The sequence below is a fragment of the Streptomyces sp. NBC_00316 genome (assembly GCF_036158715.1).
Lineage (GTDB): Bacteria > Actinomycetota > Actinomycetes > Streptomycetales > Streptomycetaceae > Streptomyces.
In genome coordinates this window covers 1,262,779-1,289,595 of the sequence record NZ_CP108023.1, presented here as the reverse complement: position 1 = coordinate 1,289,595, position 26,817 = coordinate 1,262,779, and the positions used below count along the sequence as shown (strand labels likewise).

22 protein-coding genes and 1 pseudogene are annotated in these 26,817 nt (G+C 69.8%); 16 read left to right on the top strand and 7 right to left on the bottom strand.

Translation table 11 applies throughout. The features are described from left to right. Positions 1-906: 906 nt before the first annotated feature. Both OG878_RS05830 and OG878_RS05825 read left to right on the top strand, forming a co-directional pair. Entirely contained in the window at positions 907-3,708 is a 2,802-nt protein-coding gene (locus OG878_RS05830; protein WP_328885767.1) for an AAA family ATPase, read from the top strand. 428 nt (positions 3,709-4,136) lie between these two features. Next, positions 4,137-4,688, top strand: coding sequence for a gamma carbonic anhydrase family protein (locus OG878_RS05825; protein ID WP_328885766.1), 552 nt, complete (start codon positions 4,137-4,139; stop codon positions 4,686-4,688). Positions 4,689-4,767: 79 nt separating this feature from the next. On the opposite strand, the gene OG878_RS42210 is transcribed toward OG878_RS05825, so the two are convergent. The 3 genes from OG878_RS42210 to wrbA all read right to left on the bottom strand — a co-directional run bounded on the left by OG878_RS42210 (position 4,768) and on the right by wrbA (position 6,765). After that, on the bottom strand, positions 4,768-4,884 hold the full coding sequence (locus OG878_RS42210; protein WP_443049238.1) for a DUF2630 family protein: 117 nt from the start codon (positions 4,882-4,884) through the stop codon (positions 4,768-4,770). After that, positions 4,885-5,976: an IS630 family transposase gene (locus tag OG878_RS05820; protein ID WP_328885146.1), complete on the bottom strand. Its 1,092-nt coding sequence runs from the start codon at positions 5,974-5,976 to the stop codon at positions 4,885-4,887. It lies immediately after the preceding gene. Positions 5,977-6,147: 171 nt separating this feature from the next. Continuing rightward, on the bottom strand, positions 6,148-6,765 hold the full coding sequence (gene wrbA / locus OG878_RS05815) for an NAD(P)H:quinone oxidoreductase (RefSeq protein WP_328885765.1): 618 nt from the start codon (positions 6,763-6,765) through the stop codon (positions 6,148-6,150). Positions 6,766-7,007: 242 nt separating this feature from the next. Here wrbA and OG878_RS05810 point away from each other — a divergent pair, with 242 nt between their 5' ends. Beyond that, positions 7,008-7,280: a WhiB family transcriptional regulator gene (locus OG878_RS05810; protein ID WP_443049066.1), complete on the top strand. Its 273-nt coding sequence runs from the start codon at positions 7,008-7,010 to the stop codon at positions 7,278-7,280. A 98-nt stretch (positions 7,281-7,378) separates the two neighbouring features. Here OG878_RS05810 and OG878_RS05805 read toward each other — a convergent pair whose 3' ends face one another. Continuing rightward, positions 7,379-10,486 carry a helix-turn-helix transcriptional regulator gene (locus tag OG878_RS05805; RefSeq protein WP_328885764.1) on the bottom strand — a complete coding sequence of 1,036 codons (3,108 nt, stop codon included), beginning with the start codon at positions 10,484-10,486 and terminating at the stop codon, positions 7,379-7,381. 353 nt (positions 10,487-10,839) lie between these two features. On the opposite strand from OG878_RS05805, the gene OG878_RS05800 reads away from it, so the two are divergent. Together OG878_RS05800 and OG878_RS05795 are read left to right on the top strand one after the other, a co-directional pair. Beyond that, on the top strand, positions 10,840-10,953 hold the full coding sequence (locus tag OG878_RS05800) for an SDR family oxidoreductase (protein WP_443049065.1): 114 nt from the start codon (positions 10,840-10,842) through the stop codon (positions 10,951-10,953). Positions 10,954-11,227: 274 nt separating this feature from the next. After that, positions 11,228-11,350: a hypothetical protein gene (locus OG878_RS05795; RefSeq protein ID WP_328885763.1), complete on the top strand. Its 123-nt coding sequence runs from the start codon at positions 11,228-11,230 to the stop codon at positions 11,348-11,350. A gap of 6 nt (positions 11,351-11,356) precedes the next feature. Here OG878_RS05795 and OG878_RS42205 read toward each other — a convergent pair whose 3' ends face one another. Together OG878_RS42205 and OG878_RS05790 are read right to left on the bottom strand one after the other, a co-directional pair. Next, the gene (locus tag OG878_RS42205; protein ID WP_443049064.1) at positions 11,357-11,911 is read right to left on the bottom strand and encodes a TIGR04222 domain-containing membrane protein; all 555 of its coding nucleotides are present in this window, start codon (positions 11,909-11,911) and stop codon (positions 11,357-11,359) included. Next, complete coding sequence (locus tag OG878_RS05790; RefSeq protein WP_328885762.1) at positions 11,895-12,182, bottom strand: hypothetical protein; 288 nt, start codon at positions 12,180-12,182, stop codon at positions 11,895-11,897. The genes OG878_RS42205 and OG878_RS05790 overlap by 17 nt, the downstream gene beginning before the upstream one ends. Before the next feature lie 99 nt (positions 12,183-12,281). Here OG878_RS05790 and OG878_RS05785 point away from each other — a divergent pair. From OG878_RS05785 to OG878_RS05755, 6 genes and pseudogenes are all read left to right on the top strand, one after another. Continuing rightward, positions 12,282-13,461: pseudogene (locus OG878_RS05785) on the top strand (IS3 family transposase). A 307-nt stretch (positions 13,462-13,768) separates the two neighbouring features. Beyond that, a complete protein-coding gene (locus tag OG878_RS05775) occupies positions 13,769-14,932 on the top strand; it encodes a DDE-type integrase/transposase/recombinase (RefSeq protein ID WP_328885761.1) in 1,164 nt (387 codons plus the stop codon). Beyond that, the gene (locus OG878_RS05770) at positions 14,919-16,307 is read left to right on the top strand and encodes an OFA family MFS transporter (RefSeq protein WP_328885760.1); all 1,389 of its coding nucleotides are present in this window, start codon (positions 14,919-14,921) and stop codon (positions 16,305-16,307) included. Before OG878_RS05775 ends, OG878_RS05770 begins: the two co-directional genes overlap by 14 nt. 165 nt (positions 16,308-16,472) lie before the next feature. Beyond that, positions 16,473-16,646, top strand: a complete 174-nt coding sequence (locus OG878_RS05765; RefSeq protein WP_328885759.1) for a hypothetical protein — start codon at positions 16,473-16,475, stop codon at positions 16,644-16,646. A gap of 167 nt (positions 16,647-16,813) precedes the next feature. Continuing rightward, positions 16,814-17,365: a beta-class carbonic anhydrase gene (locus OG878_RS05760; protein WP_328885758.1), complete on the top strand. Its 552-nt coding sequence runs from the start codon at positions 16,814-16,816 to the stop codon at positions 17,363-17,365. A gap of 189 nt (positions 17,366-17,554) precedes the next feature. Continuing rightward, entirely contained in the window at positions 17,555-18,358 is an 804-nt protein-coding gene (locus OG878_RS05755; protein WP_328885757.1) for an acyl-CoA dehydrogenase family protein, read from the top strand. Here OG878_RS05755 and OG878_RS05750 read toward each other — a convergent pair. Further along, entirely contained in the window at positions 18,319-19,005 is a 687-nt protein-coding gene (locus OG878_RS05750) for a GntR family transcriptional regulator (protein WP_328885756.1), read from the bottom strand. The two genes, OG878_RS05755 and OG878_RS05750, sit on opposite strands and share 40 nt — an antisense overlap. Positions 19,006-19,428: 423 nt before the next feature. Here OG878_RS05750 and OG878_RS05745 point away from each other — a divergent pair, with 423 nt between their 5' ends. The 5 genes from OG878_RS05745 (at position 19,429) to OG878_RS05725 (ending at position 26,582) form a co-directional block, all read left to right on the top strand. Beyond that, positions 19,429-19,995 carry a formate dehydrogenase subunit gamma gene (locus OG878_RS05745; protein WP_328885755.1) on the top strand — a complete coding sequence of 189 codons (567 nt, stop codon included), beginning with the start codon at positions 19,429-19,431 and terminating at the stop codon, positions 19,993-19,995. Then, the gene (locus tag OG878_RS05740) at positions 19,992-21,626 is read left to right on the top strand and encodes a formate dehydrogenase beta subunit (protein ID WP_328885754.1); all 1,635 of its coding nucleotides are present in this window, start codon (positions 19,992-19,994) and stop codon (positions 21,624-21,626) included. Before OG878_RS05745 ends, OG878_RS05740 begins: the two co-directional genes overlap by 4 nt. Beyond that, positions 21,623-24,430, top strand: a complete 2,808-nt coding sequence (gene fdhF, locus OG878_RS05735; protein ID WP_328885753.1) for a formate dehydrogenase subunit alpha — start codon at positions 21,623-21,625, stop codon at positions 24,428-24,430. Before OG878_RS05740 ends, fdhF begins: the two co-directional genes overlap by 4 nt. Beyond that, positions 24,427-24,639, top strand: coding sequence for a formate dehydrogenase subunit delta (locus OG878_RS05730; protein ID WP_328885752.1), 213 nt, complete (start codon positions 24,427-24,429; stop codon positions 24,637-24,639). The genes fdhF and OG878_RS05730 overlap by 4 nt, the downstream gene beginning before the upstream one ends. 509 nt (positions 24,640-25,148) lie before the next feature. Continuing rightward, positions 25,149-26,582, top strand: coding sequence for an OFA family MFS transporter (locus tag OG878_RS05725; RefSeq protein ID WP_328885751.1), 1,434 nt, complete (start codon positions 25,149-25,151; stop codon positions 26,580-26,582). Positions 26,583-26,817 lie beyond the last annotated feature (235 nt).

Genomic DNA, 26,817 nt, shown 5'->3' with positions numbered 1-26,817 from the left:
GATCCGATTCCGGTGTCACACACACCGTGGCATCAGGAGCAAGCGGCGCGCATCGCATGGTCGTGTGACAAACGCTGTTCACCGCTTCGCGGCTCCGCGGACGATGTTCTCGCTGGTCGTGGTGGTGAACGAGTCGTCGACAAGCCGTTCAGCAGGTGTCCGCGCGCGTGCCACCACCGGAGACAGGCATTCCGCTCAGGCCGCGCGGAACCGGAACAGAAGGCGTGCTCGCCCTGTCCTCGACCGAACCGGCCGTGGCCCGTGCCGGGTACCCGACACCCGGCCGGCCCGGGCAGCAGGCGAACCGACCCGCGACACCACGGCCGATCCGGTCCATCACCACTGCTGCCGTATCGACAGGTCCGGAACGCTCCGTCGCCGGCCACCGGCGCGAGAACTTCGTCCACATCATCGAGAACTCGGCCTGGCCCGGGCAACGGAACCCACCGGCTTGACACCGGGGCCGATGGAAGGTTCCCGCCGCACTCGGGATGAGGTGGCGGGAACCTCCGTCTTTCGGCGGTGGCCGGACGGCCGGTTCGCGCTCTTGCCCCTTCGTGCCCCTTTTCGCTGCCCTTTTCACCGGCAGGGGTTGCGTTTCGGCAGGTCAAGCCCCCTGGGTGAGTGGCTTGCCACTGGTCGGGGGCCGCCCGACCGACGTGTTCGGCGCAACACGTTGTGTAGTGTGACTGCACGCTACGACCTGATGACCACTCACGTAGCCCGCGCCCCCCTGTACATGTCATATGCCGCAGGGCGCGGCGGACGACTTGCGCCAGGCCCCACCACACCACGCGGGCCGCCCTGCCCACTGATGCCCCATCACCGCTCGCAAGAGAACTCCCCCCACCCGTCGGGGCCCTTGCCCCAGCACCCGGCACAGCCACATTCGGAGGAAGCGGACGAGTGCACGCACCCCATGACAACAACCTGTCCGATCGTTGCGTCCAGGAGGACCGGGAGGTCCAGGGCCCGCCTGCCATTGACGACTTGATAGGCCGCGACACCGAACTGCGGGAAGTGGAGCGGTTTCTCTCCCGCGCGACGGGCTCCGGTGAGGTCCTCGTGGTCACCGGCCCCATAGGCATCGGGAAGTCCGCCGTGCTCCGGGAGGCGGCCGCCCTCGCCCGCCGTGCGGGGTTCACGGTTGTGGAGGTCAGCGGCCACCGGGCAGAGGCAGACGTGGCCGGAGCCGGTCTGACGCAGCTCCTGCTCCGGCTGCCCGCCTTCGAGCGGGAGCCGGCGGCGGCCCCCGAGATCGGTGACCTCTTCGCCACCCAGCTCGTCGCCGCCGTCGAGGATCCCCTCACAGCGGGAACGGCGCTCGTCAAGGCGCTGGTCAGGAGGACCGACGCGGCGGACGCCGTTCCGCTGATGATCGCCCTCGACGACGCCCAATGGTTTGACGCGCAGTCACTTGAAGCGCTGACCTCGGCGGTTCGAGGGATGCGCCGCGGGCCGGTGGCACTCCTGGTCGCCACTCAGCGCGGCGACGGAAGGGCGTTCACCCGCCGGTTCCCCCAGCTGGTTCTGCGTCCGCTGGAACCCGCGAACGGCGAGCGGCTGCTGGACAGCCATGTCCGCTTCCTGCCGCCCCCGCTGCGCTCGCGGGCACTGGCGGAGGCGGGCGGCAACCCGGCGGGCATCATCGGCATCGCCCGTACCCTGCGGGACCCGGGCATGCCGGAGACATCCCTCCTGGCTCCGTGGCTGCCCCTGGGCGAGCCCCTCCAGCGGGACGTGAGCGCGCTTCTGAACGGGCTGCCCTCGACGGCGGACGATTTTCTCCTGCTGGCTGCCGTGGCGCACACCGACCGTGTCGACGTCCTGCTGGAGGCGGCGGAAGCGAGCGGCATCGACGCGGGCGGGCTGACCGCCGCCGGGCGGGCCGGTCTGGTGTCGGTCGTCGAAGGGCGGTTGTGCTTCACCCACCCCCTGCTTCCGTCCGCCCTCCACTGGGGCGCCTCCCACGGCCAGCGAAGACCTGTGCATCTCGCGCTGGCCGAGGTCCTGGCCGACACTCCCTACCTGCGCGCCCTGCACGTCGCCGCCGTATCCACCGACCCCGACGAGGCCACGGCCGCGGCACTGGAGGAGGGCATCACGGCGGACCTGCCGCAGGCCGCGGTCGTCCTGGAGCGGGCCGCCGAACTCAGTCCCACCGCCGAGGGCCGGGCCGCGAGGCTGGCCAAGGCCGCCCATGCCGCCGGTCTGCGAGGACAGGTACGGACCTTGCGACGCCTCGTCGGACGGCTCGTGGCCGCCCCCATGCCGGCGTCACTGACCGCGGAGGTCTGCGCGCTGGAGGCCCGTGTCGCCTACAGCACCGACGGAACTCCGGACCACGCCGTCGCCCTGCTGCTGCGCTCGGCAGCCGCGCCGAGTACGCACTGGCCCCCGCCGTTCGTGCCCGTCGCCTGCTCGATCGCCCCGGCACTGTGCAACCCCGCATGGAGCACGGCGCTGCGGCCGACGCTGGAGACGAAGCTCGGCGAGCCGGGACGGGAGAACGACCCCGATCTCCTGGCGGCCCTGTGCTGGACGGACCGCGCGGCCTACGGCGCACGGGCGCGCACGCTGCTCGACGCGGCCGCGGCGGAGCACGGGGCCGGAGCACGTCCCCAGAGCCTCCGGCACGCCGTCGCCCACGTCGTCACTGGGACCGCCCTCGACGATCCGGTCACCACCGATTTCATCGGCAGCCGGATCCTGCGCCCCCTCGCGAAACTGGGGCACTTCGGGCCCGCCGTCACCGTGCTCGTCCACCTGCAGATCGCCCATGTCCTCCTGGGCCACAGGACCGCGGTGGAGCGGGACGCGGACCTCGGCATCTACTGGGCCCGGATGGCCGACGACACCTGCGCGCACCTGGCGTTCCGGACCGGGGTGGCCCAGTCACAGGCGTGGACGGGCGACGAGGAGGGCCATCAGGCGCTCACGGACGAGATCCTCTCCTACGCCCTGCCACGCCGCCTGCAGATGCTGGCCGCCCGTGCCCGGTGGGCGCGGGGTCTGATGTCGCTCACCCATGGCCGGCCGGAGGACGCCTTCGAGGAACTGCGCATGCTCTCGACCGACCGCGGTGACGCCTGGCACCCGGCCGTCGCCGGCTGGGCACTGGGGGACTACGTCGCCGCCGCCGTCGCCGCCGGTCGCCCGGACGAGGTCCGGGACCAGGTGCGGCGCGTGGCGGAGGTCAACCGCGGCGTGGGATCGGAGCTGGTGGGGCACCTCGTGGCCCGGTCACGTGCGCTGCTGAGCGAGGGTGACGAGGCCGAGCGTCACTTCATGGACGCCCTGACGGCTCGAAGCGCACCGCTGCGTTACGAACTGGCCCGCACCGAGCTCGCTTTCGGGCAGTGGCTCCGTCGTCAGCGGCGCGTGCTGGAAGCCCGTACGCACCTCCAGAAGGCACACGACTCGTTCACCGCTCTGGGCTCGGACGCGTGGGCGCGTGGCGCAGCGTCCGAACTGATCGCCGCCGGTGAGGTGACGGCGTCGGTGCACCCGGACTGGGCGGCACGGTTCCATCTCACCCCCAGGGAGGCGGAGGTGGCCAGCCTGGCGGCAGCCGGTCTGACCAATCAGATGATCGGCTGGCAGTTGGCGCTGACCCACCGCACGGTGGCCAGCCATCTCTCGCGTGTCTTCATGAAGGTCGGGGTCGCCTCACGCGGACAGCTTCCGTCGGTGCTGCAGCCGCGGTGACCGCCCGAGGGGGCGGTTCCGGGGACCGGCACGCACGGGCAGGTACAGCCTGGCTCCGGTGCGCCGGTGTCGGGGACAAGCCTCGGCCGAACGACAGCTGCTCTCGGATGGCGGCACGCAGCACGCTGAGGGCGAAGCCGCGCGATGGGCCGGAGCCCGTCTCGTCGAGAGGGCCACCGCGGCCACCCGTTGACCGGCACAGCGATCACGCACACCACGAAGGGGGCCCGTGGCGGCACGCCGCGGACTGCCTTCGTGCGACGTGCCGAAGCAGAGCGATCCACCACCCGACTGCTCCAAGGGGCACAACTCCGAGTCGCTGGGGCAGGTTCGACGGCCGGGCGGCGAACTCCGCGCGGAAGACGTCCTACGATCCGGACACCGACTTCCGGCACATCAAGCCGGCGGCGATCGTTTCGGGAGCACCCTTGGGCCAGCACTACTCGTACCGCGGTGTGTCACCTCAGGTGGCGCCCTCGGTCCTGGTGGCCGACAGCGCGGAACTCGTGGGCGACGTGGTCGTCGGCGAGCACACGATCATCGCCGGCGGGGTGCGTGTCGTGGGCGGTTCGCGGGGCGCCATACGGATCGGCGCACGCGTCACGATTCTCGAGAACACCGTGCTGCGCCCACTGCCCGGCAGTGACCTGGTCATCGAGGACGACGTGGTGATCGGTCCCGGCGCGATCCTCCAGGGCTGTCATGTGGAAAACGGCAGCGTGGTGGAAGCGGGTGCGCTCATCGACGGCTGGAGCCGTATCGGAGCCGAATCCCTGGTCGGCACGGGCGCGTGCGTCAAACAGCGCAGCGTGTTCGCCGCCCGCTCCGTCATCGACGGCTCGCCCGCAGAGGTCATGGGCAGGCTGCGCGGTCCGCTGCGCCGTCCCGGCTGGGCGCCCGAGGGCGGCGACATGCCCGTTCGCCAGGATCGGGACCCCGGTGCCCGCGCAGACCTGGAGGGCGATCCCGGCCATCGATGATCGCGCTCCGCGTACCGTCGGGCGGCAACAGGCCGTCGCCGCCCTCGGAAGCTCCCCGGCCTCCTGGCCGACTCCGGCCTCAGGACAGGTGGTTCTCCACCTGCGAGGCCGGTCGTACGGGGGTCTCGTCCGGATCCTCGCCGGCCACCTTCCGTGCCCGCCGCCTAGTGTCCCGAGTCTTAGGAGCACTACATATCTAGGATTTGGGGTTCGGCAGGCGGTTCAGGTAGCCGGCGAGGCGTTCGAAGATCTCGTCGGCGGATCTGGTCCAGGTGAACGGCTTGGGGTCTTCGTTCCAGTGGGCGATCCAGTCGCGGATGTCCTTCTCCAGCGCTTGTACGTTCTTGTGGACGCCGCGGCGTATCTGCTTGTCCGTCAGCAGTCCGAACCAGCGCTCGACTTGGTTGAGCCAGGACGAACTGGTGGGCGTGAAGTGCATGTGGAAGCGCGGGTGCGCGAGCAGCCATTTCTGGATGGCGGGGGTCTTGTGGGTGGCGTAGTTGTCGCAGATCAGGTGGACGTCGAGCTCGGCGGGGACCTCCTTGTCGAGCTTGGCGAGGAACTTCTTGAACTCGGCGGCGCGGTGGCGGCGGTGCAGGGAGCCGATGACCTCGCCGGTGGCGGTGTTGAGCGCCGCGAACAAGGTGGTGACGCCTCCGCGCAGGTAGTCGTGGGTGCGGCGCTCGGGCATGCCGGGCATCATCGGCAGCACCGGGGCCGAGCGGTCCAGCGCCTGGATTTGCGATTTCTCGTCGACGCAGAGCACGATGGCGCGCTCGGGCGGATCGAGGTACAGGCCCACAACGTCGCGGACCTTCTCGACGAACTGTGGGTCCTTGCTCAGCTTGAAGGTGTCGACCTGGTGCGGCTTGAGGCCGAAGGTGCGCCATATCCGTGAGACCGTCGACTGGCTCAGCCCGCTCTGCTTCGCCATCTCGCGCGTGGACCAGTGCGTGGCGCCCTTCGGCGTCGCCTCCAGGGTCCGCACGATCACGTCCTCGACCTGCTCGTCGGTCACCGTGCGCGCCGGGCCCGGCCGCTTCTCGTCGGCCAGGCCCTCCAGCCGGTTGGCCGCGAACCGCTTCCGCCATGTGGCCACCGTGGTCGGGTGGATCCCGAGGTCCGCGCCCACCGCAGTGTTCGACAACCCGTCAGCGCACGCGAGGACGATCCGGCAGCGCAAGGCCAGAGCCTGCGCGGACGTCGCCCGCCGTGACCAGCGCAGCAACGTCTCCCGCTCGTCATCCGTCAGGACCACTTCGACCGTCGGCCGACCCATGCGCGCCATGAGCCAAGCATACTTCTAAAGCTTTCCTAAGACTCGGGACACTAGCAGGTCCCCGCACTGGTTGAGTGCCGGCCCGACGCGGGCTGCCGGACCCAGCGGGCCGGGCACCGGAGGGGCCCGGCCCGCATCCCCGTGGCCGGTGGGCATGGCCCCTCCCCACGGCCGCTGCTCTCAGGCGGCCAGCCCCGCCTTCAACGCGCCCGCGATCCGCACGACGCGCTCGGCCTGGTGCCGCGCGGCGTCGCGCGTCTGCGGCCCGACCGGGTTGTTGCCCTGACCGTCCACGTGGGAGGTGCCGTACGGGTTGCCGTCGATGTACTTGACCGGGTCGGTGTAGCCGGGAGCGACCACGAGGCCACCGAAGTGGTGGATGGAGTTGTACAGCGCGAGGAGCGTCGACTCCTGGCCGCCGTGCGTGGTGGCGGTGGTGACGAATCCGCTGTAGACCTTGTCGGCCAGCCTGCCCTGTGCCCACAGGCCGCCCAGTGTGTCCAGGAACTGCTTGAGCTGTGAGGACACGTTGCCGAAACGGGTCGGCGTACCGAAGATCACGGCATCGGCCCACTCCACGTCCTGCGGCGTGGCCACGGGGATGCCCGCGCCGGCCGCCGCATGCGCGGCCCACGCCTCGTTGGACGCGATGGCGGCCTCCGGTGCCAACTCGGCGGCCTTCCGCAGCCGGACCTCGGCTCCCGCCTTCTCGGCGGCCTCGGCGATCTCCTTCGCTATCTCGGCGCTGAAGCCGGTGGACGAGTAGTAGATGACGGAGACCTTCACGGTAGAGCTCACGGGGACTTCCTCTCGGGACGGCATCGGGGTACGGCCACGGAACGGGCCGGACCTCCCGCCTCCGATCGTCACCGAGACCTGGACACCCTCACATCCGTCAATCGACTCACCGGAGTTCGCCCGACCCGGCCGGCCTTGCTTCCCGTCCCCGGTCGCATCGTCAGTCATGCGACGGATGCCGCGGTCCCCGGCCGGCGGCAGGCTCTGTGACGTACCGATACGAACGAGCGTGAGGAGGGCTCATGCAACGAACCAGCCACCTGACCTGGCTCAAGCCCATGGGCGACCTGTGGGACTGGCAGCGCCTCGCTGCCTGTCGGGGCATGGACAGCTCCATCTTCTACTCGCCCACCGGGGAGCGCGGTCGCCGGCGCCATGAGCGGGAGGAGCGCGCCCGCCGTATCTGCGGCGGCTGCCCGGTACGCCAGGAATGCGCCCGCATGGCCCTCGGGATCAAGGAGACGTACGGCGTCTGGGGAGGCTTGTCGGAGGCGGAGCGCAGCCGTCAGGGATGAGGGCAGGCGCTACCGCGCCTGCCCTCCCGGCATCCGGAGCGGCGGGCCACCCATGAGTGATGCCACCGCCCGCCGCGCCGGCGCCGGGCCGCATGTGTTCAGGCGGCGCCCGCGACTTCCTGGTCCTGCTCCATCGCGATCTTCACCAGTTCGATCCGGGAAGTGATCCCCAACTTCTTGAAGGACCGCCGGACATAGGTGTTCACCGTGTGCGGCGAGACGAAGAGCCGCTCGGCCACCTCGCGGTTGGTCGCTCCCGCCGCCACCAGCCGCACCACCTGCAGCTCCCCTCGCGAGAGGCCGGCCCAGCCCGTGGAACGGTTCCGGGCGCGTGACGCCGGCCTCGTCCGGTTCCCGGCCGGCGCGAGGCGGCGCCTGACACGCGCGGCGTGCCATTCCGCGCCGCACTCCTCGTACAGGCGCAGCGCCTTCTCCAGGTACGGAGTGGCCCGGACCGGTGAGGTCGTCAGTAGGACGCGCCCTGCGTCCTCGCACGCCGAGGCGACGGCGATCGGCCGTTGGCTGCCCCGGTACAGTTCCACCGCCTCCGCCAGCAGCTCCGCGTCCTCCTTCAGGAGTCCGTGTGCGTGCGCGGCCGCCGCCGCGAGGCTTGCGAACTCCGGATCGGCCTCGGCCCTCTGCCGGGCCACCGCGACCGCCTGTGCGGCGCGCTGCCGGTCACCGGCTCGCAGCGCGATGCGTACGAAGACCGGCTGGTCCGTCGGGTCGAACGGCAGGCAGAACTCGGGATGCACGGTGTCGAAGAACTCCGTCTCGGGCGGCATCAGCTCCAGGGCTCGCCTGCTGTCCCCCTCCCACTCGGCCGCCTGGGCGGCCAGCCAGGCGCCGAAGCGGCTCACGAACACCGATTCGTCGCGCATCATCTCGGCGGCGTCACGTGCCGCTCTGCGTACTCCCTGCCGATCGCCGGTGTGCATGGCGACGAGGCCGACGGGATAGCGGACGGAGGTGTCGGTGAAGTCGGCGGTACCGAGGTCCTCGGCCATGGCCACCACGCCCTCGGCCTCGGCACGTGCCTCCTCCAAGCGTCCCGCGTCCAGCAGGAAGCGTGCACGCCCCATGGCCCAGAAGTGCATCGACGCCGCTTGGCCGTGCCGTCTGGCCAGCCGGAATCCTTCCTCCGCCTCGTCCACCGCCCGCTGCGCGAGCCCGCAACTGCTGAGCAGGTAGATCCGCCACATTCCCGGTTTGTAGGGGATCTCCGCCGGGTCCACTTCCTGTGCGAGCAGGACCGCCTGGTCCGACGCGGCGTGGGCACGCCCCCAGTCGGCGCGGGCGAAGGCGACGATCGATTCCGCGATGAGCGCCGTGACCTCGGCGGCCGTCCGCCCCGCGCTCCGTGCCAGTGCCCGGGCGCGCAGAGCCGTCCGGTGAGCGTCGTCCAGGGAGCCGCCCCTGGTCAGATTCAGTGCCAGGAGGGCCAGCGAGTAGCCCTTGAGGCCGGCGGACGCACCCTCGACCGCCGTGCCCAGCCGCCCCTGCCGGACGGCCTCGACGAAGGACTGCTGGCTCGTGAGGCCGGCGAGATCCAGGCGCAGTCGGGCCTCACTCTCGGGGTCCAGGGTGCCCGGCTCCCGAATCGCCGACTCGGCCAGCTCCAGTGCTCGGCCGTGGTCACCGCCGAGCCACAGCAGCGACACGGTTTCCGCGATCATCCGAGGCCGGGCCGGGTCGTCCCCGGGCAGCAACCGCAGGGCATGGGCACTCAGTTCGGCGGCGGCCGCGGGCGCCCGGGGCGCCAGTTCGGCCGCCGCGTGCGTGAGCAGAGTCACGGCCTCGCGGTCGCCCGGCTCCGCGCTGTCGCAGAGCATGGCCGCGACGTCCGTCACCGGCACCCCACGGGCCAACTGCAGGTCGACGGACCGGCGTTGCAGCCAACGTCGGCGGGGGGCGGGCGCCAGGCCCGCGATGGCCTCCCGTACCAGGTCATGGCGGAAGGCCACGCGCCCGTCGATCTCCACCATGAGTTCGGACGCGAGTACCTCTTGCAGCGGCTCCACGAGGGAACGCAGGGGTACTTCGAGCAGTTCGACCATCAGGTCGACCGAGCAGGAGCGGCCCAGCACGGAGGCCGCCTCGGCGAAGTCACGCGCCGTGTCCGACAAGTGGGACAGACGGTTCCGGATGGATTCCTTGAAGCGCTTGGGTATCCGGGTGCCCGTCAGGCGCGCCCGGCCGGAACGTACCGTCACGGCGCCTTCGTCCCGCAGCCCCTCGAACAGCTCCCTCAACAGCAGCGGCTTGCCCTCGGCCGGTGACGCCAGGTCCAGAATGGCCTCGTCGGGCACGGCGCCGAGGGCGTCACGCGCGAGATCCCTGATCGCCTCGTCGTCCAGTGGACCCAGGCGTATGCGCCGGCCGCCTTCTCTCGCCAGCCGGGAAACGGTGGTGCGGGCGCCACCCGACAGCCCCGCGGTGCGCGCTGCGAGAAGCCAGACGACGGGATTCCCGGCCAGCGACTCGGGCAGGTTCCTCAACGCGAGGAGACTGGTCTCGTCACACCACTGCACATCGTCGACGAGCACGACAAGGGGGGTGGCCATCGCCGCCCGCTCCAGACGTTCGCGGATCTCCTGCAGGATCCAGAACCCCTGGTTCGGCAACTGCGTGACATCGCGCAGTTGCCGCGCGTCGAACAGCGGATCGCTCCCGGAGGAAAAGGCCTGCAGGATCGGCCCCAGCGCAACGGTGTGCCCCTCGGGATCGCCGCCACCGTGGAAGACGCGCAATCCCCGGCGCCCGGCCGCGAGCCGGGCCTCTTCGAGCAGCCGCGACTTCCCGGAGCCCGGCGCCCCCTCGATGAGGAGCAGACCCCCCTCTCCGCGCTCCGCGTCCTCCAGCAGACCGGTCAGCGCGGCGAACTCCCGCTCCCTGCCGCGCAGCACCGGCACCGCGCGACGCGGGTCTGCTGGCGTGCCGAGCCCCTCACGCGGCGGCGCCGGCGACCGCGGGTGCGCGTGGATGCCCTCGAGTGCAACGGCCCGGTGCGGCGCCGGTCCGCCGGCATGTGGTTGCAGAAGCTTGAGAGCGGCTTTGGAGCCGGCGGGATCTCCGGTGTTCCGGGCGTTCCCCTGACGGGTTGCCAGTTCGGAGGCGGTCTCTCCTCCGCGAAGCGCCGCCGCCCGGTCCGCGCGCGCGCCCAGCGGGAGGCCGGCCGGTCGGGCACGGGACAGGTCCTGAACCACGGTGCCTCCTCGGGGCGCAGTGAGCGGGCTGCAGCGCCGGGGGAGGGGTGTGCTCCGGTGGGGTGACGGCCGATGCGGCCACACGCCGCGGCGCTGTGCCAGCAGTCTCTTCCGGCGGGCCTCGGCCGTTCCAGGAAGTTCGCAGGAAGTTTTGATGCGTCCGTGAACTTCCGCCACTCGTTCCCGGCCGACGACTCCGCAGAAACTCCGGCGTGATGTGCTGACCTGAGGGCTGGAAACGCACGGTGGTGCCAGGTCTCCATCGTCGTATCGGAATGGACCCGGCCGGGCTCGGCCCGGAACGGTCGAAGCGGCCCGGCATGCCGGTATGAGTACACCGGTTTCTCGCCTGGGTGAGAAGTGTTCATGACATGGCCGGTGTGGCGGTCTACCTGTGCAGCCGAGCCGGAGCGTACGTCACCGGCGCGGTGATCCCCGTCGACGGCGGCATCGGTACCACTGTCTGAAGCGCCGCCCACATCCTCACCCACCCTCCCCGATCGGACCCCCGACCATGGACTCCCTCCTGCTTTCGCGCCGCGACCTGGACTTCCTGCTCCACGACTGGCTGGACGTCACGGACCTGACCCGGCGCCCCCGCTGGAGTGCCGACCGGACCCATCCGGCTATCACCGGACGCCCACCATCACCATCACTGACAGCGACCCACCACAGCGCCGCGCGCAGCCGCCTGACCGGCATGGATGAGGCTTCTGGCTACAGGACTGAATGGTGCCGTCGATGCTGTACTCCGTGGACGTGGTGTACCTGCGCTGCGCCCGCCACGACGAGCGGGTCGCTGGCGGCAACGACGCCAGTCACTTCGGCAGCAATGGCGACACCCGGTCGTCTCACGTCGACTGACCGCCTCTACCCGTCGTACCGGTACAAGTTGGCGTCGTACGGGTTGCTCATTTTGGGGCCGCGAGGCGGCGGAAGCTTCACAGGGCGGGGCGGATCGGGGTGTTCGAAGGTACGCCGCAACGTGCTGTCCGAAATCCCGGACGTCCCCCTGATCGCAATTCGGCCGAGTGCGTCGGACAGAAGGTGACTCCGCCTGTGCAGTCGGCGACGCAGCCTCAGGCGTGTGAGGAGACGGCCCCACTGCCACAGAGCGCCCCACCCAGGGGCCGGCGCAATCCGCGCCTCGTACGCTGCGCGGCCGATGTCCTGCACCGGTGCCGAGTCCGAGACGACCTGCACGACGCCCCGCAGGAACCTCCCCCGAGAGGGGATCAGATCGAGCACGGCAGATTCCAGGCCGTCACGAGGCGCACCCCGGACCACATTGACCCGATGCAGTGTCGGCGAAATCTTGATCTGACCGTCCCACAGCAGTGCTATCAGCACCGCCATCGCCACGCGTTCTCGGCCGCCGCAGATGTAAGCGGTCTGATAGAAATCAAGCTCAGCAGTGCGCTGCACGGTTCCCCCAAACTCTGAGCCCGGGATCCGACGCCGAGCCTATCCTTCCGCTGGTACGGCAGCCGTAAACGGCGAGCCTCCGGACAACCGGATCGAGCACGACTATCGGGAGGGCCCCGTACGGGCATCTCTTCACTGAACCGCCGGTGGTAACCCTCGTCGCGCCCGCGGCCGCTTCTCTCGCCGAGGCCGGCGAGGCGCTCTCAGCAATGCCGCCGGCGGTCAGTGCGCTGGCGGTCCTGGCGACCAGCTTGGCTTTCTTCGTAGTCATAGATTCGACATTGGTTGCTCCTCATGGGTCAGGGGACTGCTGCACGGATAAGTGACACCTGACCTGGCTTGCTGCGAGGCGGCCTGGAAGGATGTTGCAGTGCCCAAGCCATATCCGAAGGAGTTCCGCGAGGACGTCGTGCGGGTCGCGCGCAACCGTGAGCCCGGCGTCACGCTGGAACAGATCGCCGCTGACTTCGGCGTCCACCCGATCACGCTGTCGAAGTGACTGCGCCGTGCCGACACCGATGAGGGCGCCAGGCCCGCGACAGCGTCGGGTGAGTCGGCCGAGTTGCGCGAGGCCCGCAAGCGCATCCGGCTGCTGGAGCAGGAGAACGAGGTGCTGCGGAGGGCTGCGGCGTATCTGTCGCAGGCGAACCTGCCGTCAAAATGATGTACCCGCTCGTCCGCGAGCTGGCCGCCGCCGCTGCCCCTCACCGGGTGCCGGTGGCGGTGACGTGCCGGGTGCTCGGGCTGGCCCGCCAGCCCTACTACCGGTGGCTGGCCTCACCGGTCACCGGTTCCGAGCTCGCCGAGGCATACCGGGCCAACGCCCTGTTCGGTGCGCATCGCGACGATCCCGAGTTCGGTCACCGCTTCCTTCTCGACGAGGCCCGGGCCGCCGGTGAGTCGATGGCTGAGCGGACCGCCTGGCGGATCTGCAGGGACAACGGCTGGTGGAGTGCCTTCGGCAAGCGCAGGAGCCGTGGGAAGAACGCCAAGGCCGGGCCGCCTGTCCATGATGATCTGGTGCGGCGGGACTTCACCGCAGCCGGGCCGAACCGGTTGTGGCTGACGGACATCACCGAGCACGCAACCGGCGAGGGCAAGCTGTATCTGTGCGCGGTCAAGGACGTGTACTCCAGCCGCATCGTGGGCTATTCCATCGACGCCCGGATGAAGTCCAGCCTCGCGGTGCGAGCCCTTGAATCCGCGGTGGCCCGTCGCGGCCAGGTCGCCGGATGCACTGTTCATTCCGATCGCGGGTCGCAGTTCCGCTCACGGAAGTTCGTGTCCGTTCTCGCACGTCACGACCTGGTCGGCTCCATGGGCCGGGTGGTGCGGCCGGCGACAACGCGGCCATGGAGAGCTTCTTCGCGCTGCTGCAGAAGAACGTCCTCGACCGCCGCACCTGGGGCACCCGCCAGGAGCTGCGGATCGCGATCGTGACCTGGATCGAGCGCACCTACCACCGACGCCGGCGTCAGAGACGCCTGGCCCGATTGACCCCCGTCGAGTACGAGACCATCATGACCCCCGCCGCAGCCCTGGCTGCATAAACCCCGCTGTCACCCAACCCTGCAGCAGTCCCGTGTGTTGTCCCGGGACGTTGGTGACATGGGAGCTGGGTGCTTGCACGGGTGAGGGCCTTCTGGGTTCGGTGCGGATTGCGACATCTACCACCGACCCGCAGGAGGCCCTCGTTTCCCACCGTAATGCCCCGGTGACTCCGACAGGCCGGCTACTTCTGGCCCGGTGCGTCGTGAAGACGGCTGGGCCACTGCGGCGGGCCGCGGAACGTTTCCAGGTCAGCCACACCACCGCGGCCCGGTGGGCCGGACGCTACAGAACGCACGGCCGGCAGGAATGGAGGACCGCTCCAGCCGCCCACACCACCAGCCCCTGCGCACACCCGTCGCCGTCGAGCAACAGGTCATCCGCCTGCGGCGCGAACACCGCATCGGCCCGCTGCGGCCGGCGGCCCGTGCGGGTGTCGCCGCCTCCACCGCCCACCGGATCCTGCGACGTCATGGCCTGCCCGTTCTCGCCGTACTGGACGGGGCCACCGGTGAGCCCATTCGCCGCTACGAACGCGCTCGGCCCGGGGAACTGATCCACATCGACGTCAAGAAGCTCGGTCGCATCCCCAACGGCGGCGGCCACACAGTCCTGGGCCGGGCGGCCGGCAGCCCGGACAAGGACCGCCGTAACGGCGGCCGGATACGCCTACCTGCACACCGCCCTGACGACCACACCCGCCTCGCATACACCGAGGACCTGCCCGACGAGACCGCCCCGACCTGCGCCGGCTTCCTGACCCGCGCCACAGCATGGTTCGCGGCACGAGGCATCACCGTTGAAAGCGTCCTGACCGACAACGCCTGGGCCTACACCAAGAAAACCTGGCGCCAGACCTGCTGTGACCTGGGCATCAGCCCACGCTGGACGTGCCCCTGGCGTCTGCAGACCAACGGCGAGGTCGAACGCTTCCCCGCGCCCACGCCGCACAGGTCAAAGATCAAGTCAGTACGCCCGCGTTGCCTGCCAGGATCGGAACGGGGGCTGCGTTCCGCGAGCGTCATCGTGCGCCGGGTGATGGGCGTGACCCGGTATCAGCACGGGATGCCCCACATCTGCGAGGCCGTCAACTGCCGTGAGCTGCACGGTCAAGGCGGCGCATCGCCGAGCCGTCGCATCGGCGCGGGACGTGAGAGCGAGAAAGAAGGCGTGCAGCCTCTAGACACAGGGGTGGCCCGTCTCCAGAATACGGTCTACTCCATACCGTATGCAAAATTTCCGCGAGTGGAGTGGATCACTTTCCCGTCGTCGTTGAAGGGGGCCGCTCATGTGGTGATGCGAAGTCGGGACTCGCGAACGCACGCGCGCTCGAAGTCCGGCCGGGGCGCAGGGAGCCCTGGCCGAATGGAGGGCAGGTGGCGGGGCGGACGGGGCCTGACGGTACGTGAGAACCGGACAGGGGGCGCTGGCCAGGGTTCTACGACGCAGGGAAAACAACATGACGACAACTGACATGCCATCACATGCCCGCTATCGGGAAGTGATGGACAGCAATGGACGAAGCTACCGGATGGGTGAGTCCGACCGGGACATCATGGGCCGCCCGCGCTGGACCATGGTGCTCTTCCCCTGGATGGGCATGCTGGGGATCAGCTCGTCGGAGTACGCGTTCACGTCCGCGGAGGACACGCTGCATGAGGCCCACTTGTGGGCCAGTGGCCATATCTTCTGGCTGATGGGTGTCTGGATCTTCTTCCAGGCGGCCGTGGCCTTTCCGGCGGGGCAGCTGCGTGAGAGCGGGAGGCTGCCGGCCAGGAGCGCGATGCTTCTCGGAGCGCTGGGCACCCTGCTCGGCTATCTCTCGCTGGCGTACGCACCGCATGTCGTGGTCGCCTACTTCGGCTTCGGCATGTTCAGCGGTATCGGCGCCGGTCTCGTCTACGCGACCTGCGTGAACATGGTCGGTAAGTGGTACCCGGAGCGCAAGGGCGGCAAGACCGGCATGGTCAACGGCGGTTTCGCCTATGGCTCGGTGCCGTTCGTGTTCCTCTTCACCTCGTACATGGACCTGTCCAACTACCAGGGTGTACTGGTCTCGGTCGGGGTCATCTGCTGTGCGGTCGTCGCGGTCGCCGGCTGGTTCTTCAAGGACCCGCCGAAGAACTGGTGGCCGTCGCACGTCGATCCGCTGAAGGTCTCCGACGACCCGCGGATCGTGCGGTCGCTGGCCAAGAACCCGCCGGCGGTCAAGCAGTACACCCCGCGCGAGGCGGCCCGGACCCCGGTGCTGTGGATGATGTGGTTCTGTCTGCTGTGCACGGCAGGCATCAACATCTTCGGTATCGCCATGCAGGTGCCGTTCGGCAAGGAAATGGGATTCGCCGGCGGCATCGTGGCCACGGCCATGTCACTGAAGGCGATCGTGAACGGGACCGGCCGGGGAGTCATCGGCTGGATCTCCGACCGGTACGGACGCCGCAACACACTGATCATCGTCTGTCTGGTCCTGGGATCCGCACAGTTCGGGGTGTTCTTCTCCGGCGACATCGGGTCGATGCCGTTCTTCCTGTTCTGCTCGATGGTCTCCGGCTTCGGTGGCGGCGCCATCTTCCCGCTGTTCGCGGCGATGACCGCGGACTACTTCGGTGAGAACAACAACGCCTCCAACTACGGAATGGTCTACAGCTCCAAGCTGATCTCCGGCCTGGTCGGCTCCGGTGTCGGCGCGGTCGTGGTCGGCGCCTGGGGCTACGGCGGTGCCTTCGCCCTGGCAGGCAGCATCGGACTCGCCTCCGCGGTGCTGGCGGTGTTCCTGCGGGCACCGGGCCGGCCGAACACCAAGCACATCGAACCCAATCCGTATCCGATCAGCCGGGAGATCTCCTGACATGACCGCGGACCACACCTGACCCGCTCCGCGCCGGCCACCCGGGCCGGCGCGGACGTCCGCGAAATCACGAACCCGCGCCACCGCGTCCACCACACCGGCAACACCGACCAGCAGGTCCCCGGCCGCCCGCGCTGGACGATGGTGGCCGACCCGTGACCGGACATGCCGGCCGGCAGCGTCTTCGAGTACGTCTTCGGAACGGCGGAGGTCACCCTGTACTCGGCACACCGCCGGACCTCCAACAACGCCTTCTGGGTCCCGAGCGTCTGGATCTTCTTCCAGGCGGCAGTGTCCTTCCCGGCCGGAAAGCTCCGGGAGAGGCGCATTCCGGAGTGAGTGTGCGGCCTGGCCGAGTCGCGCGGGGGCGCACCCGCCGCTCACCCTCTGGAAGACCACTCCCGATTCCCGATGTCACTGCCGTCACCCCGGTTTGCCGGGGCGGCGGCATGTGGCCCGAGCAGCGACCTGAATGATTCGAACAACCGGACCGAGAGGTGACCAGCATGTCGACATCGACACCTGCCAACGCCCGCCCGTCCACCGGCGCCCCCGACCGGGGCTCGGCCATCGACTCCCTGGTGCAGGCCAACCGTGCATACGCCGACGCATTCCGCGACCCCGGGATGACTGCCCTTCCCGTCCTCGGTGTGGCGGTCGTGGCCTGTATGGATGCCCGCCTCGATCTGCATGCCGCGCTCGGGCTCGAGCTGGGGGACTGCCACACCATCCGCAACGCCGGCGGAGTGGTCACCGACGACACCGTCCGCTCCCTCACCATCAGCCAGCGCGCCCTGGGTACCCGCAGCGTCGTGCTCATCCATCACACGGGGTGCGGACTGCAGATGCTGACCGAGGAGTTCCGGCACGAGCTGGAAATGGAGGTCGGACAGAGGCCGGCATGGGCGGTGGAGTCGTTCCGCGACGTCGACCAGGACGTGCGGCAGTCGATGCGGCGAGTGCGCAGCTCGCCGTTCCTGCCGCACACCGATGACGTCAGGGGCTTTGTCTTCGACGTGGCGACGGGGCTGCTGAGGGAGATCACGGAGCCCAAGTGACATGTGCTCGGGCCGAGTTGGACGTAGTGAGCAGACTCGGGGGACGGCGTGGTCGCACTTGGGCCGTTCGAGACGTAGCGCCCGCACACTGCTTGGCATACTGTATGCAATGCGTCGCTGCCATTGCAGCGCTGTAGTCGGAACCGCCCGTTCGGGGCGGATCGGAAACCGCACCCGAGGGGGCGCCCTGTGTCGTATCCCAACGCATTGCGCGATGTCCTGGACGACGTCATCGCTCCGTGTGCTGAACGGGCCCACCGTGAGGGGAAGTTCCCTCGCGAGGCGGTCACCGCCCTCGGCCGGGCCGGGCTGCTCGGGCTGACCTGCCCGGCCGAACCGGGTGGTGGTGGCGCCGACTTGGCGCAGGCCGCGGAGGTGGTCGCCCAGGTCACGCCGGTGTGCCCTGCGACGGCCGCGGTGCTCCAGTCCCACTACGCGGCCGCAGCGGTGGTCGAGGCGCACGGCGGTCCGTGGCTGCGGGAGGAGGTCGCGGGCGGACGCCATCTGTGCACCCTCGCGCTGGTGGAGGACGGTGCGCACGGGGCCGCGCAGTCGACCGCGTGTCGTACCGGCGACGTGGTGACACTGCGGGCCCGCAAGCGTGATGTGGTCGCTGCCGGCGAGGCGGACAGCTATGTCTGGTCGACGCTGCCCGTCGGCCCGGGTGTGGCGGACGGTCTGACGCTGTGGGGTGTGCCGGCCCATGCGCCGGGGCTGTTCGTTCCGGCGCGCGCCACCGGGGTTCCGCGGGCCAGCGCCGCCTCGACGGTGGGCGCCGACCCGGTGCGCGTCCCGGCCGAGGTCATGCTGGGGGCGGATGGCGAGGGGGTCGGGGTCCTGCTCGACGCCGTGCTGCCGTGGCTGCTCGAACTCCGTGCCGCCGTCGGGGCCGCCGCCGTTCACCCCACGCTCGACACGCTGACGGGACCGGCCTTCGGCGCCGCGGGTTCGGGTCAGGCGCTCGCGACCTCGGCCGCGACGGCCCCGCGATAGGTGCGGGTCCGATCGGTGTGCTTACGCATGATCTCGCCGGCCTGCTCCGGGTTGCCCTTGGCGATGGCTTCGATGAGCCGGGCGTGTTCGTTCCAGGAGCTCTTGGAACGGGAGTTGGCGATCGGGGTGTAATACCAGCGCACCTTGCGGCTCACCTGTGCGATCAGCTCGGCCAGCACTTCGTTGCCACCGACGGATGTGATGTAGGTGTGCAGGGCGGTGTTTGCCGCGACAAGGCGGTCGGTCGCCCCCTCCGCCAGTGCGTCCACGCCCTCCTGCTGGAACTCCCACAGGCGCTCGATGTGCTCGGGCTTGGCGTGCTGCGCCGCCAGCTGCGCGGAGTAGGTCTCCAATATGGTGCGGACTCCGAGGAGTTGGGCCGCTTCGTCCTGCGTGGGGATGTGCACGAACGCGCCCAGGGCAGGCCGCAGGTCGACCCAGCCGTCGGTGTGCAGACGCTGCAGCGCCTCACGCACGGGTTGCCTGCTGACTCCCAGCTGCTGGGCGAGTTCCGACTCGACGAGGTGCTGGCCCGGCTCCAGGGCGCCGCTGATGATCAGCTCTGCCAGGGCGTCGGACACTGCCTGACGCAACGGCGCCGGGCGGGCGACGCGGCGGGCCGAGGAAGCCGTCGAGCCTTCGCGCACGGTTCTCCTGTTCCGCCTCCGAGCTCACCGAGTCGGCGGCTGTGCCGGACGTTTCCGCCGGGCGGCCTGCGCGACGGCCGCTTCAGAATACAGGCTTTCGTATGCAAAGTGATGTCTGTTGTCCGACCTCCAGTGATGTTCCGAGGGGCCGGGTGATGGTGGTGTCCGAGGCCAACTCGGAGCCTCGGGCCGGAAAATGACCGGCATCGCGAGGGTGCGGGGGAGTACTCAGTCGGTATTCTGTATACAGAAGCTTGTATGCACGCGGGGTGCGTGCTTCGCTAGGACCGTTTCGCCCCTTGCGCCGTACGCGCGAGGGGAGGTCGAGGTGCCCCTGTGAACGTGAACCGTGGTGCTCGGACCGGACCCCCAGGTGCCCGTGCCCGTAACTTCCCCACGGCCCTGACGAAAGGCGGGACGGCCATGAAGATCTGGACCAGTGATCCGACCGGCGAACGGGCCGGTGATCCGGCCAGTGATCCAACGGTGGAGATGGTGGTGAGGAGGGTGGCCGCCGCCCATCGCGAGCAGCGTGGCGCATTGCTGCCGATCCTCCACGCCCTGCAGGCCGAACTTGGATATGTGCCGAAGGGGGCCGTCCCGGTGCTCGCTGACGAGCTCAACCTCTCGCGGGCCGATGTGCATGGAGTGGTGACCTTCTACCACGACTTCCGCGCCGAGCCCGCGGGCCGCCGAACCGTCCGCGTCTGCCGCGCCGAGGCCTGCCAGGCGCAGGGCGCGGGGCAACTCGTGGAGTACGTACAGCAGAGCGGGCTCGCCCTCGGGCAGACCGCATCCGATGGTTCGGTCACCGTCGAGCAGGTCTTCTGCCTCGGTAACTGCGCGCTCGGGCCCGCCGTCGAGGTGGACGGCCGCCTGTACGGGCGGGTTGATGAGCAGCGGCTCGGCGCGCTGCTCCACGGGCCTGACCGGACACCGCGCGTCGACCCCGACGCCACGCCCGACGGAAGCGAGGCATCCCGGCCATGACCCAGCATCCCGCACCGCCGTCGTTGCGGATCTACGTCCCCCGCGACTCGGCTGCCCGCTCCGTGGGCGCCGACGAGGTGGCCGCCGCACTTCAACAGGCCGCTGACAGTGCCGGCTTGGAGCTTGATCTCATACGCAACGGATCCCGTGGCATGCTCTGGCTCGAACCGCTCGTCGAGGTCGACACCGGGCACGGACGCGTCGGCTACGGTCCGGTGACCCCCGACGACGTGCCCTCCCTGCTCGCCGCCGGCCTGCTCGACGGCGGCGAGCACCCGCTGCGCCTCGGCGTGGTCGACGAACTTCCGTGGCTGGCCCGGCAGAACCGGGTCACCTTCGCGCGCGTCGGCGTCGTCGACCCGCTCTCGCCCGCCGACTACGTACGGCACGGTGGCATCGCCGGACTGCGCGCCGCGCTGGAACGGACGCCCGCCGACGTCGTCACCGAGGTGACGGACTCCGGGCTGCGCGGCCGGGGCGGGGCAGGCTTCCCGGCCGGCATCAAGTGGAAGACCGTCCTGGACTGCGACGGCGAGAAGAAGTTCATCTGCTGCAACGCCGACGAGGGCGACAGCGGCACCTTCGCCGACCGGATGCTCATGGAGGGCGACCCGTTCCTGCTCATCGAGGGCATGACGATCGCCGCGCACGCGGTCGGTGCCGACGAGGGCTACATCTACGTCCGTTCCGAGTACCCCGATGCCATTGCCGCCCTGCGTACCGCCATCGAGGCCGCGCACGGAGAGGGTTGGCTCGGCAAGGACATCCTCGGCTCCGGGCTGGACTTCGAGCTGCACGTCCGGGTCGGCGCGGGCGCGTACATCTGTGGCGAGGAGACCTCGATGCTGGAGAGCCTGGAGGGCAAGCGCGGCATGGTCCGCGCCAAGCCGCCGATCCCGGCGATCGAGGGCCTCTTCGGCAAGCCGACGATCGTCAACAACGTCCTCACGCTGGCGACGGTTCCCGTGATCCTGGCCGAGGGGGCCAAGAAATACCAGGACGTCGGCGTCGAGCGTTCGCGTGGCACGCAGGTGTTCCAGCTCGGCGGGAACATCGCGCGCGGGGGCATAGTCGAGACCGCCTTCGGCATCACGCTGCGCGAGCTGGTCGAGGAGTACGGCAGCGGAACGCGGAGCGGGCGGCCGGTGCGGACGGTGCAGGTCGGCGGCCCACTCGGCGCGTACCTGCCCGCCTCGCAGTTCGACCTCCCCATGGATTACGAGGCGTTCGCCGCGGCCGGGGCCATGGTCGGGCACGGCGGCATCGTGGTCTTCGACGACACCGTCGACATGGCCGCGCAGGCGCGTTTCGCCATGGAGTTCTGCGCGGCAGAGTCGTGCGGCAAGTGCACTCCGTGCCGGATCGGTTCGGTGCGCGGTGTGGAGACCATCGACAAGATCATCGCGGGTGAGAACCGGGACGAGAATCTGGCGGTCCTGGACGACCTGTGCGAGCTGATGACGGACGGCTCGCTGTGCGCCATGGGCGGTCTGACCCCGCTGCCCGTGCGCAGCGCGCTCACCCACTTCCCGGACGACTTCTCCGGCCCGGCGCGTTCCCTCAACGGGTCCCGGGTCGTCGACATCCCAATCCCGCGCGTTCCTGGTGCGAGGACGGAGGGCACAGCATGACACTTCTGAAGGAACCCGACTTCGGCACCCCCGAGCGGCCCGGACCTGCGACCGTGTCGGTCGAGGTCGACGGGATACCGGTGAGCGTCCCCGAGGGCACCTCGGTGATGCGGGCGGCGGCCGAGGCCGGCATCGACATCCCCAAACTCTGCGCGACCGACTCCCTGGAGGCATTCGGCTCCTGCCGGCTCTGCGTCGTCGAGATCGACGGCCGGCGCGGCACTCCGGCCTCCTGTACCACCCCGTGCACGGACGGCATGAAGGTCGCCACCCAGACACCCAAGGTCGAGAAGCTCCGCCAGGGTGTCATGGAGCTCTACATCTCCGACCACCCCCTCGACTGCCTGACCTGCCCCGCCAACGGCGACTGCGAACTGCAGGACATGGCAGGCGTGGTGGGTCTGCGCCAGGTCCGCTTCGGGCAGGACGGCGCGAACCACCTGGACGCGCCCAAGGACACCTCCAATCCGTACTTCGACTTCGACGCCTCCAAGTGCATCGCCTGCTCCCGCTGCGTCCGCGCCTGCGGCGAGGTGCAGGGCACGTTCGCCCTGACCATCGAGGGGCGCGGCTTCGACTCCAAGGTGGCGGCGGGCGCGGGGGAGTCCTTCATGGACTCCGAGTGCGTCTCCTGCGGTGCCTGCGTGCAGGCCTGCCCGACGTCCACGCTCCAGGAGAAGTCCGTCGTCGACCTCGGCATGCCGACCCGCTCGGTCATCACCACCTGCGCGTACTGCGGCGTCGGCTGCTCCTTCAAGGCCGAACTGCGTGGCGACGAACTCGTCCGCATGGTCCCGTACAAGGACGGCGGCGCCAACGAGGGCCACTCCTGCGTGAAGGGCCGCTTCGCCTTCGGCTACGCCACCCACCCTGACCGCCAGCTCAAGCCCATGGTCCGTGGCCGGATCACGGACCCCTGGCGCGAGGTCGAGTGGGACGAGGCGATCGCCACCGTCGCGCGACGGATGCGGGCCCTGCAGGACACGTACGGGCAGGGCGCGATCGGCGCCATCACCTCCTCGCGCTGCACCAACGAGGAGGTGTACGTGGTCCAGAAGATGGTCCGCGCAGCCTTCGGCAACAACAACGTCGACACCTGCGCCCGCGTCTGCCACTCACCCACCGGCTACGGCCTGAAGCAGACCTTCGGTGAGTCCGCGGGAACCCAGGACTTCCGCTCGGTCGCCGAGGCCGATGTCATCATGGTGATCGGTGCCAACCCCACCGACGGACACCCGGTGTTCGCCTCCCGGATGAAGCGCCGGCTGCGCGAGGGCGCCCGCCTCATCGTGGTCGACCCGCGCCGCATCGACCTCGTCCGTTCCCCGCACATCCAGGCCGACCACCATCTGCAGCTGCGGCCCAGCACGAATGTGGCCGTGGTCAATGCCATGGCGCACGTAGTGGTCACCGAAGGGCTCGTCGACAAGAACTTCGTCGCCGAGCGGTGCGAGGGCTACGAGGAGTGGGCCGGGTTCGTGGCCCGCCCCGAGAACAGCCCGGAGGCGGTGGAGCCGGTCACCGGCGTCCCGGCCGACGAACTGCGCGCCGCCGCCCGGCTGTACGCGGGGGCACCCAACGGGGCGATCTACTACGGCCTGGGCGTCACCGAGCACAGCCAGGGCTCGACCATGGTCATGGGGATGGCCAATCTCGCGATGGCGTGCGGGAACATCGGTCGCGACGGAGTGGGCATCAACCCGCTGCGCGGTCAGAACAACGTCCAGGGCTCCTGCGACATGGGTTCCTTCCCGCACGAACTGCCCGGCTACCGGCACGTCTCCGACGACGCCGTACGCACCGTCTTCGAGGACCTGTGGGGCGGCACGCTGCTGGCCGAGCCGGGCCTGCGCATTCCCAACATGTTCGACGCGGCCATCGACGGCTCCTTCCGCGGCCTGTTCGTGCACGGCGAGGACATCGCGCAGTCTGACCCGAACCTGAAACACGTCACCGCGGCCCTGGCGGCGATGGAACTCGTGGTCGTCCAGGACCTGTTCCTCAACGAGACCGCCAAGTTCGCCCATGTGTTCCTGCCCGGGGCGTCGTTCCTGGAGAAGGACGGCACCTTCACCAACGCGGAGCGCCGGATCAACCGGGTGCGCGCGGTGATGCCGCCGAAGGCGGGCAAGCACGAGTGGCAGATCGTCACCGAGATCGCCACCGCCATGGGGTACTCGATGGCGTACGACGACCCGGGCGAGATCATGGCCGAGATCGCTGCGGTCACCCCGACCTTCGAGGGGGTCTCCTTCGAGCTGCTCGACAAGCTGGGCAGCGTCCAGTGGCCGTGCAACGCGGCGGCGCCGGAGGGCACGCCCGTCATGCACGTCGACGAATTCGTGCGCGGCAAGGGCAGGTTCGTCGTCACCTCGTACGTGCCGACCAACGAGCGCTCCACGCGCCGCTTCCCGCTGGTGCTCACCACGGGCCGCATTCTCAGCCAGTACAACGTCGGGGCGCAGACGCGCCGCACCGGCAATGTCGCCTGGCATCCCGAGGACGTCCTGGAGCTGCATCCGCATGATGCGGAGGACCGGGGCATCACCGACGGCGATCTGGTCACTCTGGCCAGCCGGGTCGGCACCACTACGCTGCACGCCCAGGTTTCCGACCGGATGCCGACCGGCGTCGTCTACACGACCTTCCACCACCCGGTCACCGGCGCCAACGTGGTGACCACGGAGAACTCCGACTGGGCGACCAACTGCCCAGAGTACAAGGTGACGGCGGTCCAGGTCGCGCGAGCGCCGCAGGGGCAGGAGAGGGGCGCGGTGGCCGCCGTGACGGGGGCCGAGGAGTGAGCGCCACCGGGCCGGCCGAGCGCCGGATGGCCAACGACATCGCCACGAACCTCGCCCATCTGCCACCTGAGCGGGCCGTCGCCGAACTGGCCGGACACATCGGCAGGTTCTGGGATCCGCGGATGCGCTCCAAGCTGTATGCGCTGGTGGACGACGGTGCGCCCGAGGTGCACCCGCTGGTCGCCGAGGCGGTGAAGTTGCTGCGCTGACACGGAGTTGAGAGCAGTGCCGGCCGCGCCGTGATGCGGCGGGCACTGCCCCCACAGCCCCGCGGGTGAGACCCGCGGGGCCCTTCGGCGTGCCCGGAATCAGGCGGCCGCATCGGCTGCGGCGCGTAACGGCGTGGTCCCCCAAGGTACTTGGGTAATGCACTGGTCAAGCTTCGTGCCGACCCACTGGACACTCGAATCCGGAACTCCATACCGTATGCAATCGCCGGTCGGGCTCCCTGCGCCAGGGCCGGCAGGTCAGTTGTCTTCAGTGCCTCGGCGCGGACCTGAACCCGCCGCCCCGAGGCCGAACCGCCAGGTCACCGCCTGCGCCGGCGGAGTCCGGGATGCCGCCCCGGACCCCGTGACGCGTCGACGGCGTACCCCTCAACCGTGCCCGACCAAAGCTCGGGCGCGCTCATCGGAGGGGAGTCGCTTTTACCCGCTGCACGAAGAGCAAGGCCCCAGGGGGCGCACGCCAGGCTCTTTTCAGGCAAGGGAAGGCACACATGTCAGTAGCACCGCAGACGACTTCCTCGTATCAGGAGGTCACCGATGCCAACGGGCGCGTCTACCGCGTAGGCGAGACCGACCGCTCCATCCTGGGCAGGCCTCGAGCGTGGATGGTCTGGCTTCCGTGGGTTGCGATGATGGGCGTCAGCGTCTATGAGTACGGCTACAGCTCGGCCGAATCGACCCTCGAACACGCCCACGGCTGGACCCTCACCGAGGCCTTCTGGATCGCCAGTGTCTGGGCGGTCTTCCAGGCGGGCGTCGCCTTCCCCGCGGGCAGGCTCCGGGAGACCGGAAGGCTCTCGGCCAGGACGGGCATGCTCCTCGGCGCCCTACTCTCCGGACTCGGATTCGTCTCCATCTCCCATGTCGACAACCCGATCGTCGTGATCCTCGGCTACTCGGTGGTCGGCGGTGCCGGCGCCGGACTCGTCTACGCGACCTGCATCAACATGGTCGGCAAGTGGTACCCCGACAACAAGGGTGCGCGGACCGGCTTCGTCAACGGCGGATTCGCCTACGGCACCCTGCCGTTGATCTTCGTCTTCAGTTACTGGTTTCACGCGGGAAACTACAAGCTCGTCCTCGACCTGATCGGCCTCGGCATGGTGCTCCTCGTGGGCGCCTGCGGCTTCTTCTTCCGCGACCCGCCCAAGAGCTGGTGGCCGCACGACGTGGACCCGCTCAACCGCGGCGGGGGCGAGGACGCCGAGCGGGTGGCGCGCCGACTGCGCAAGAACCCGCCGGCCAAGGGGCAGTTCACGCCGATGCAAGCGATCAGGACCGGGCAGCTGCCGCTGATGTGGTTCGCGCTGGTCTGCATCGGCGGCGTCTCGCTCTTCGGCATCAACTTCCAGGTGCCCTTCGCCAAGAGCCTCGGTTTCGGGCCGCTGATCGCAGCCTCCTCGGCGGGTGTGCTCGCCGTGGTCAACGGGGTGGGCCGGGCCGCCGTGGGCTGGCTGTCGGACACCTTGGGCCGCAAGCAGACCCTGACCCTGGTCCTCGTGATCGCGGGCGTCGCACAGTTCGGCGTCCTGTGGTCCGGGCAGGCCCACAACGAGCCGCTGTTCCTGATCTTCGCGTTCGTCAACGGCTTCGGCGGCGGCGCCTTCTACCCGCTGTTCGCGGCACTGGTCCCCGACTACTTCGGCGAGAACAACAACGCCTCCAACTACGGCCTCGTCTACAGCGCCAAGCTGGTCGGCGGCGTCGGCGGCGGTGGCCTCGCCGCCTCGGTGATCGACGCCTGGGGCTACGCCGGCGGTTACTACCTGGCAGGCGGCATCGCGTTCCTGTCGGCCGTGATCACCCTGCTGTTGCGCCAGCCGGGACGCCCCGAAGGCCAGGACCCGCTGCCGGCCGCACGATCCGCCGCGGACCGAGGTGGCAGCAGCACCGACAGCCTCGGGCTGAGCGGAGCTACGAACTGAGAGAACAACGGCCCGGGCGCCGATGCGCCCGGGCCCGTGGACCGTGCGCGGGCGGGAACAGGCCGGTGGACGGCGGCGGCAGTCGTCCACCGGGTGCCCGTGGCACGTACCGGGGCCGGACGGTGGGGTGCGCTCCCTGCTCCGACCGGCCCCGGCCAACTACGGTTCTGGGCACGGTGGTTGAGGTCACATTCCATCGGGCTCGGCAACCGGCCAGGCGGATCCGTGGAGCGGA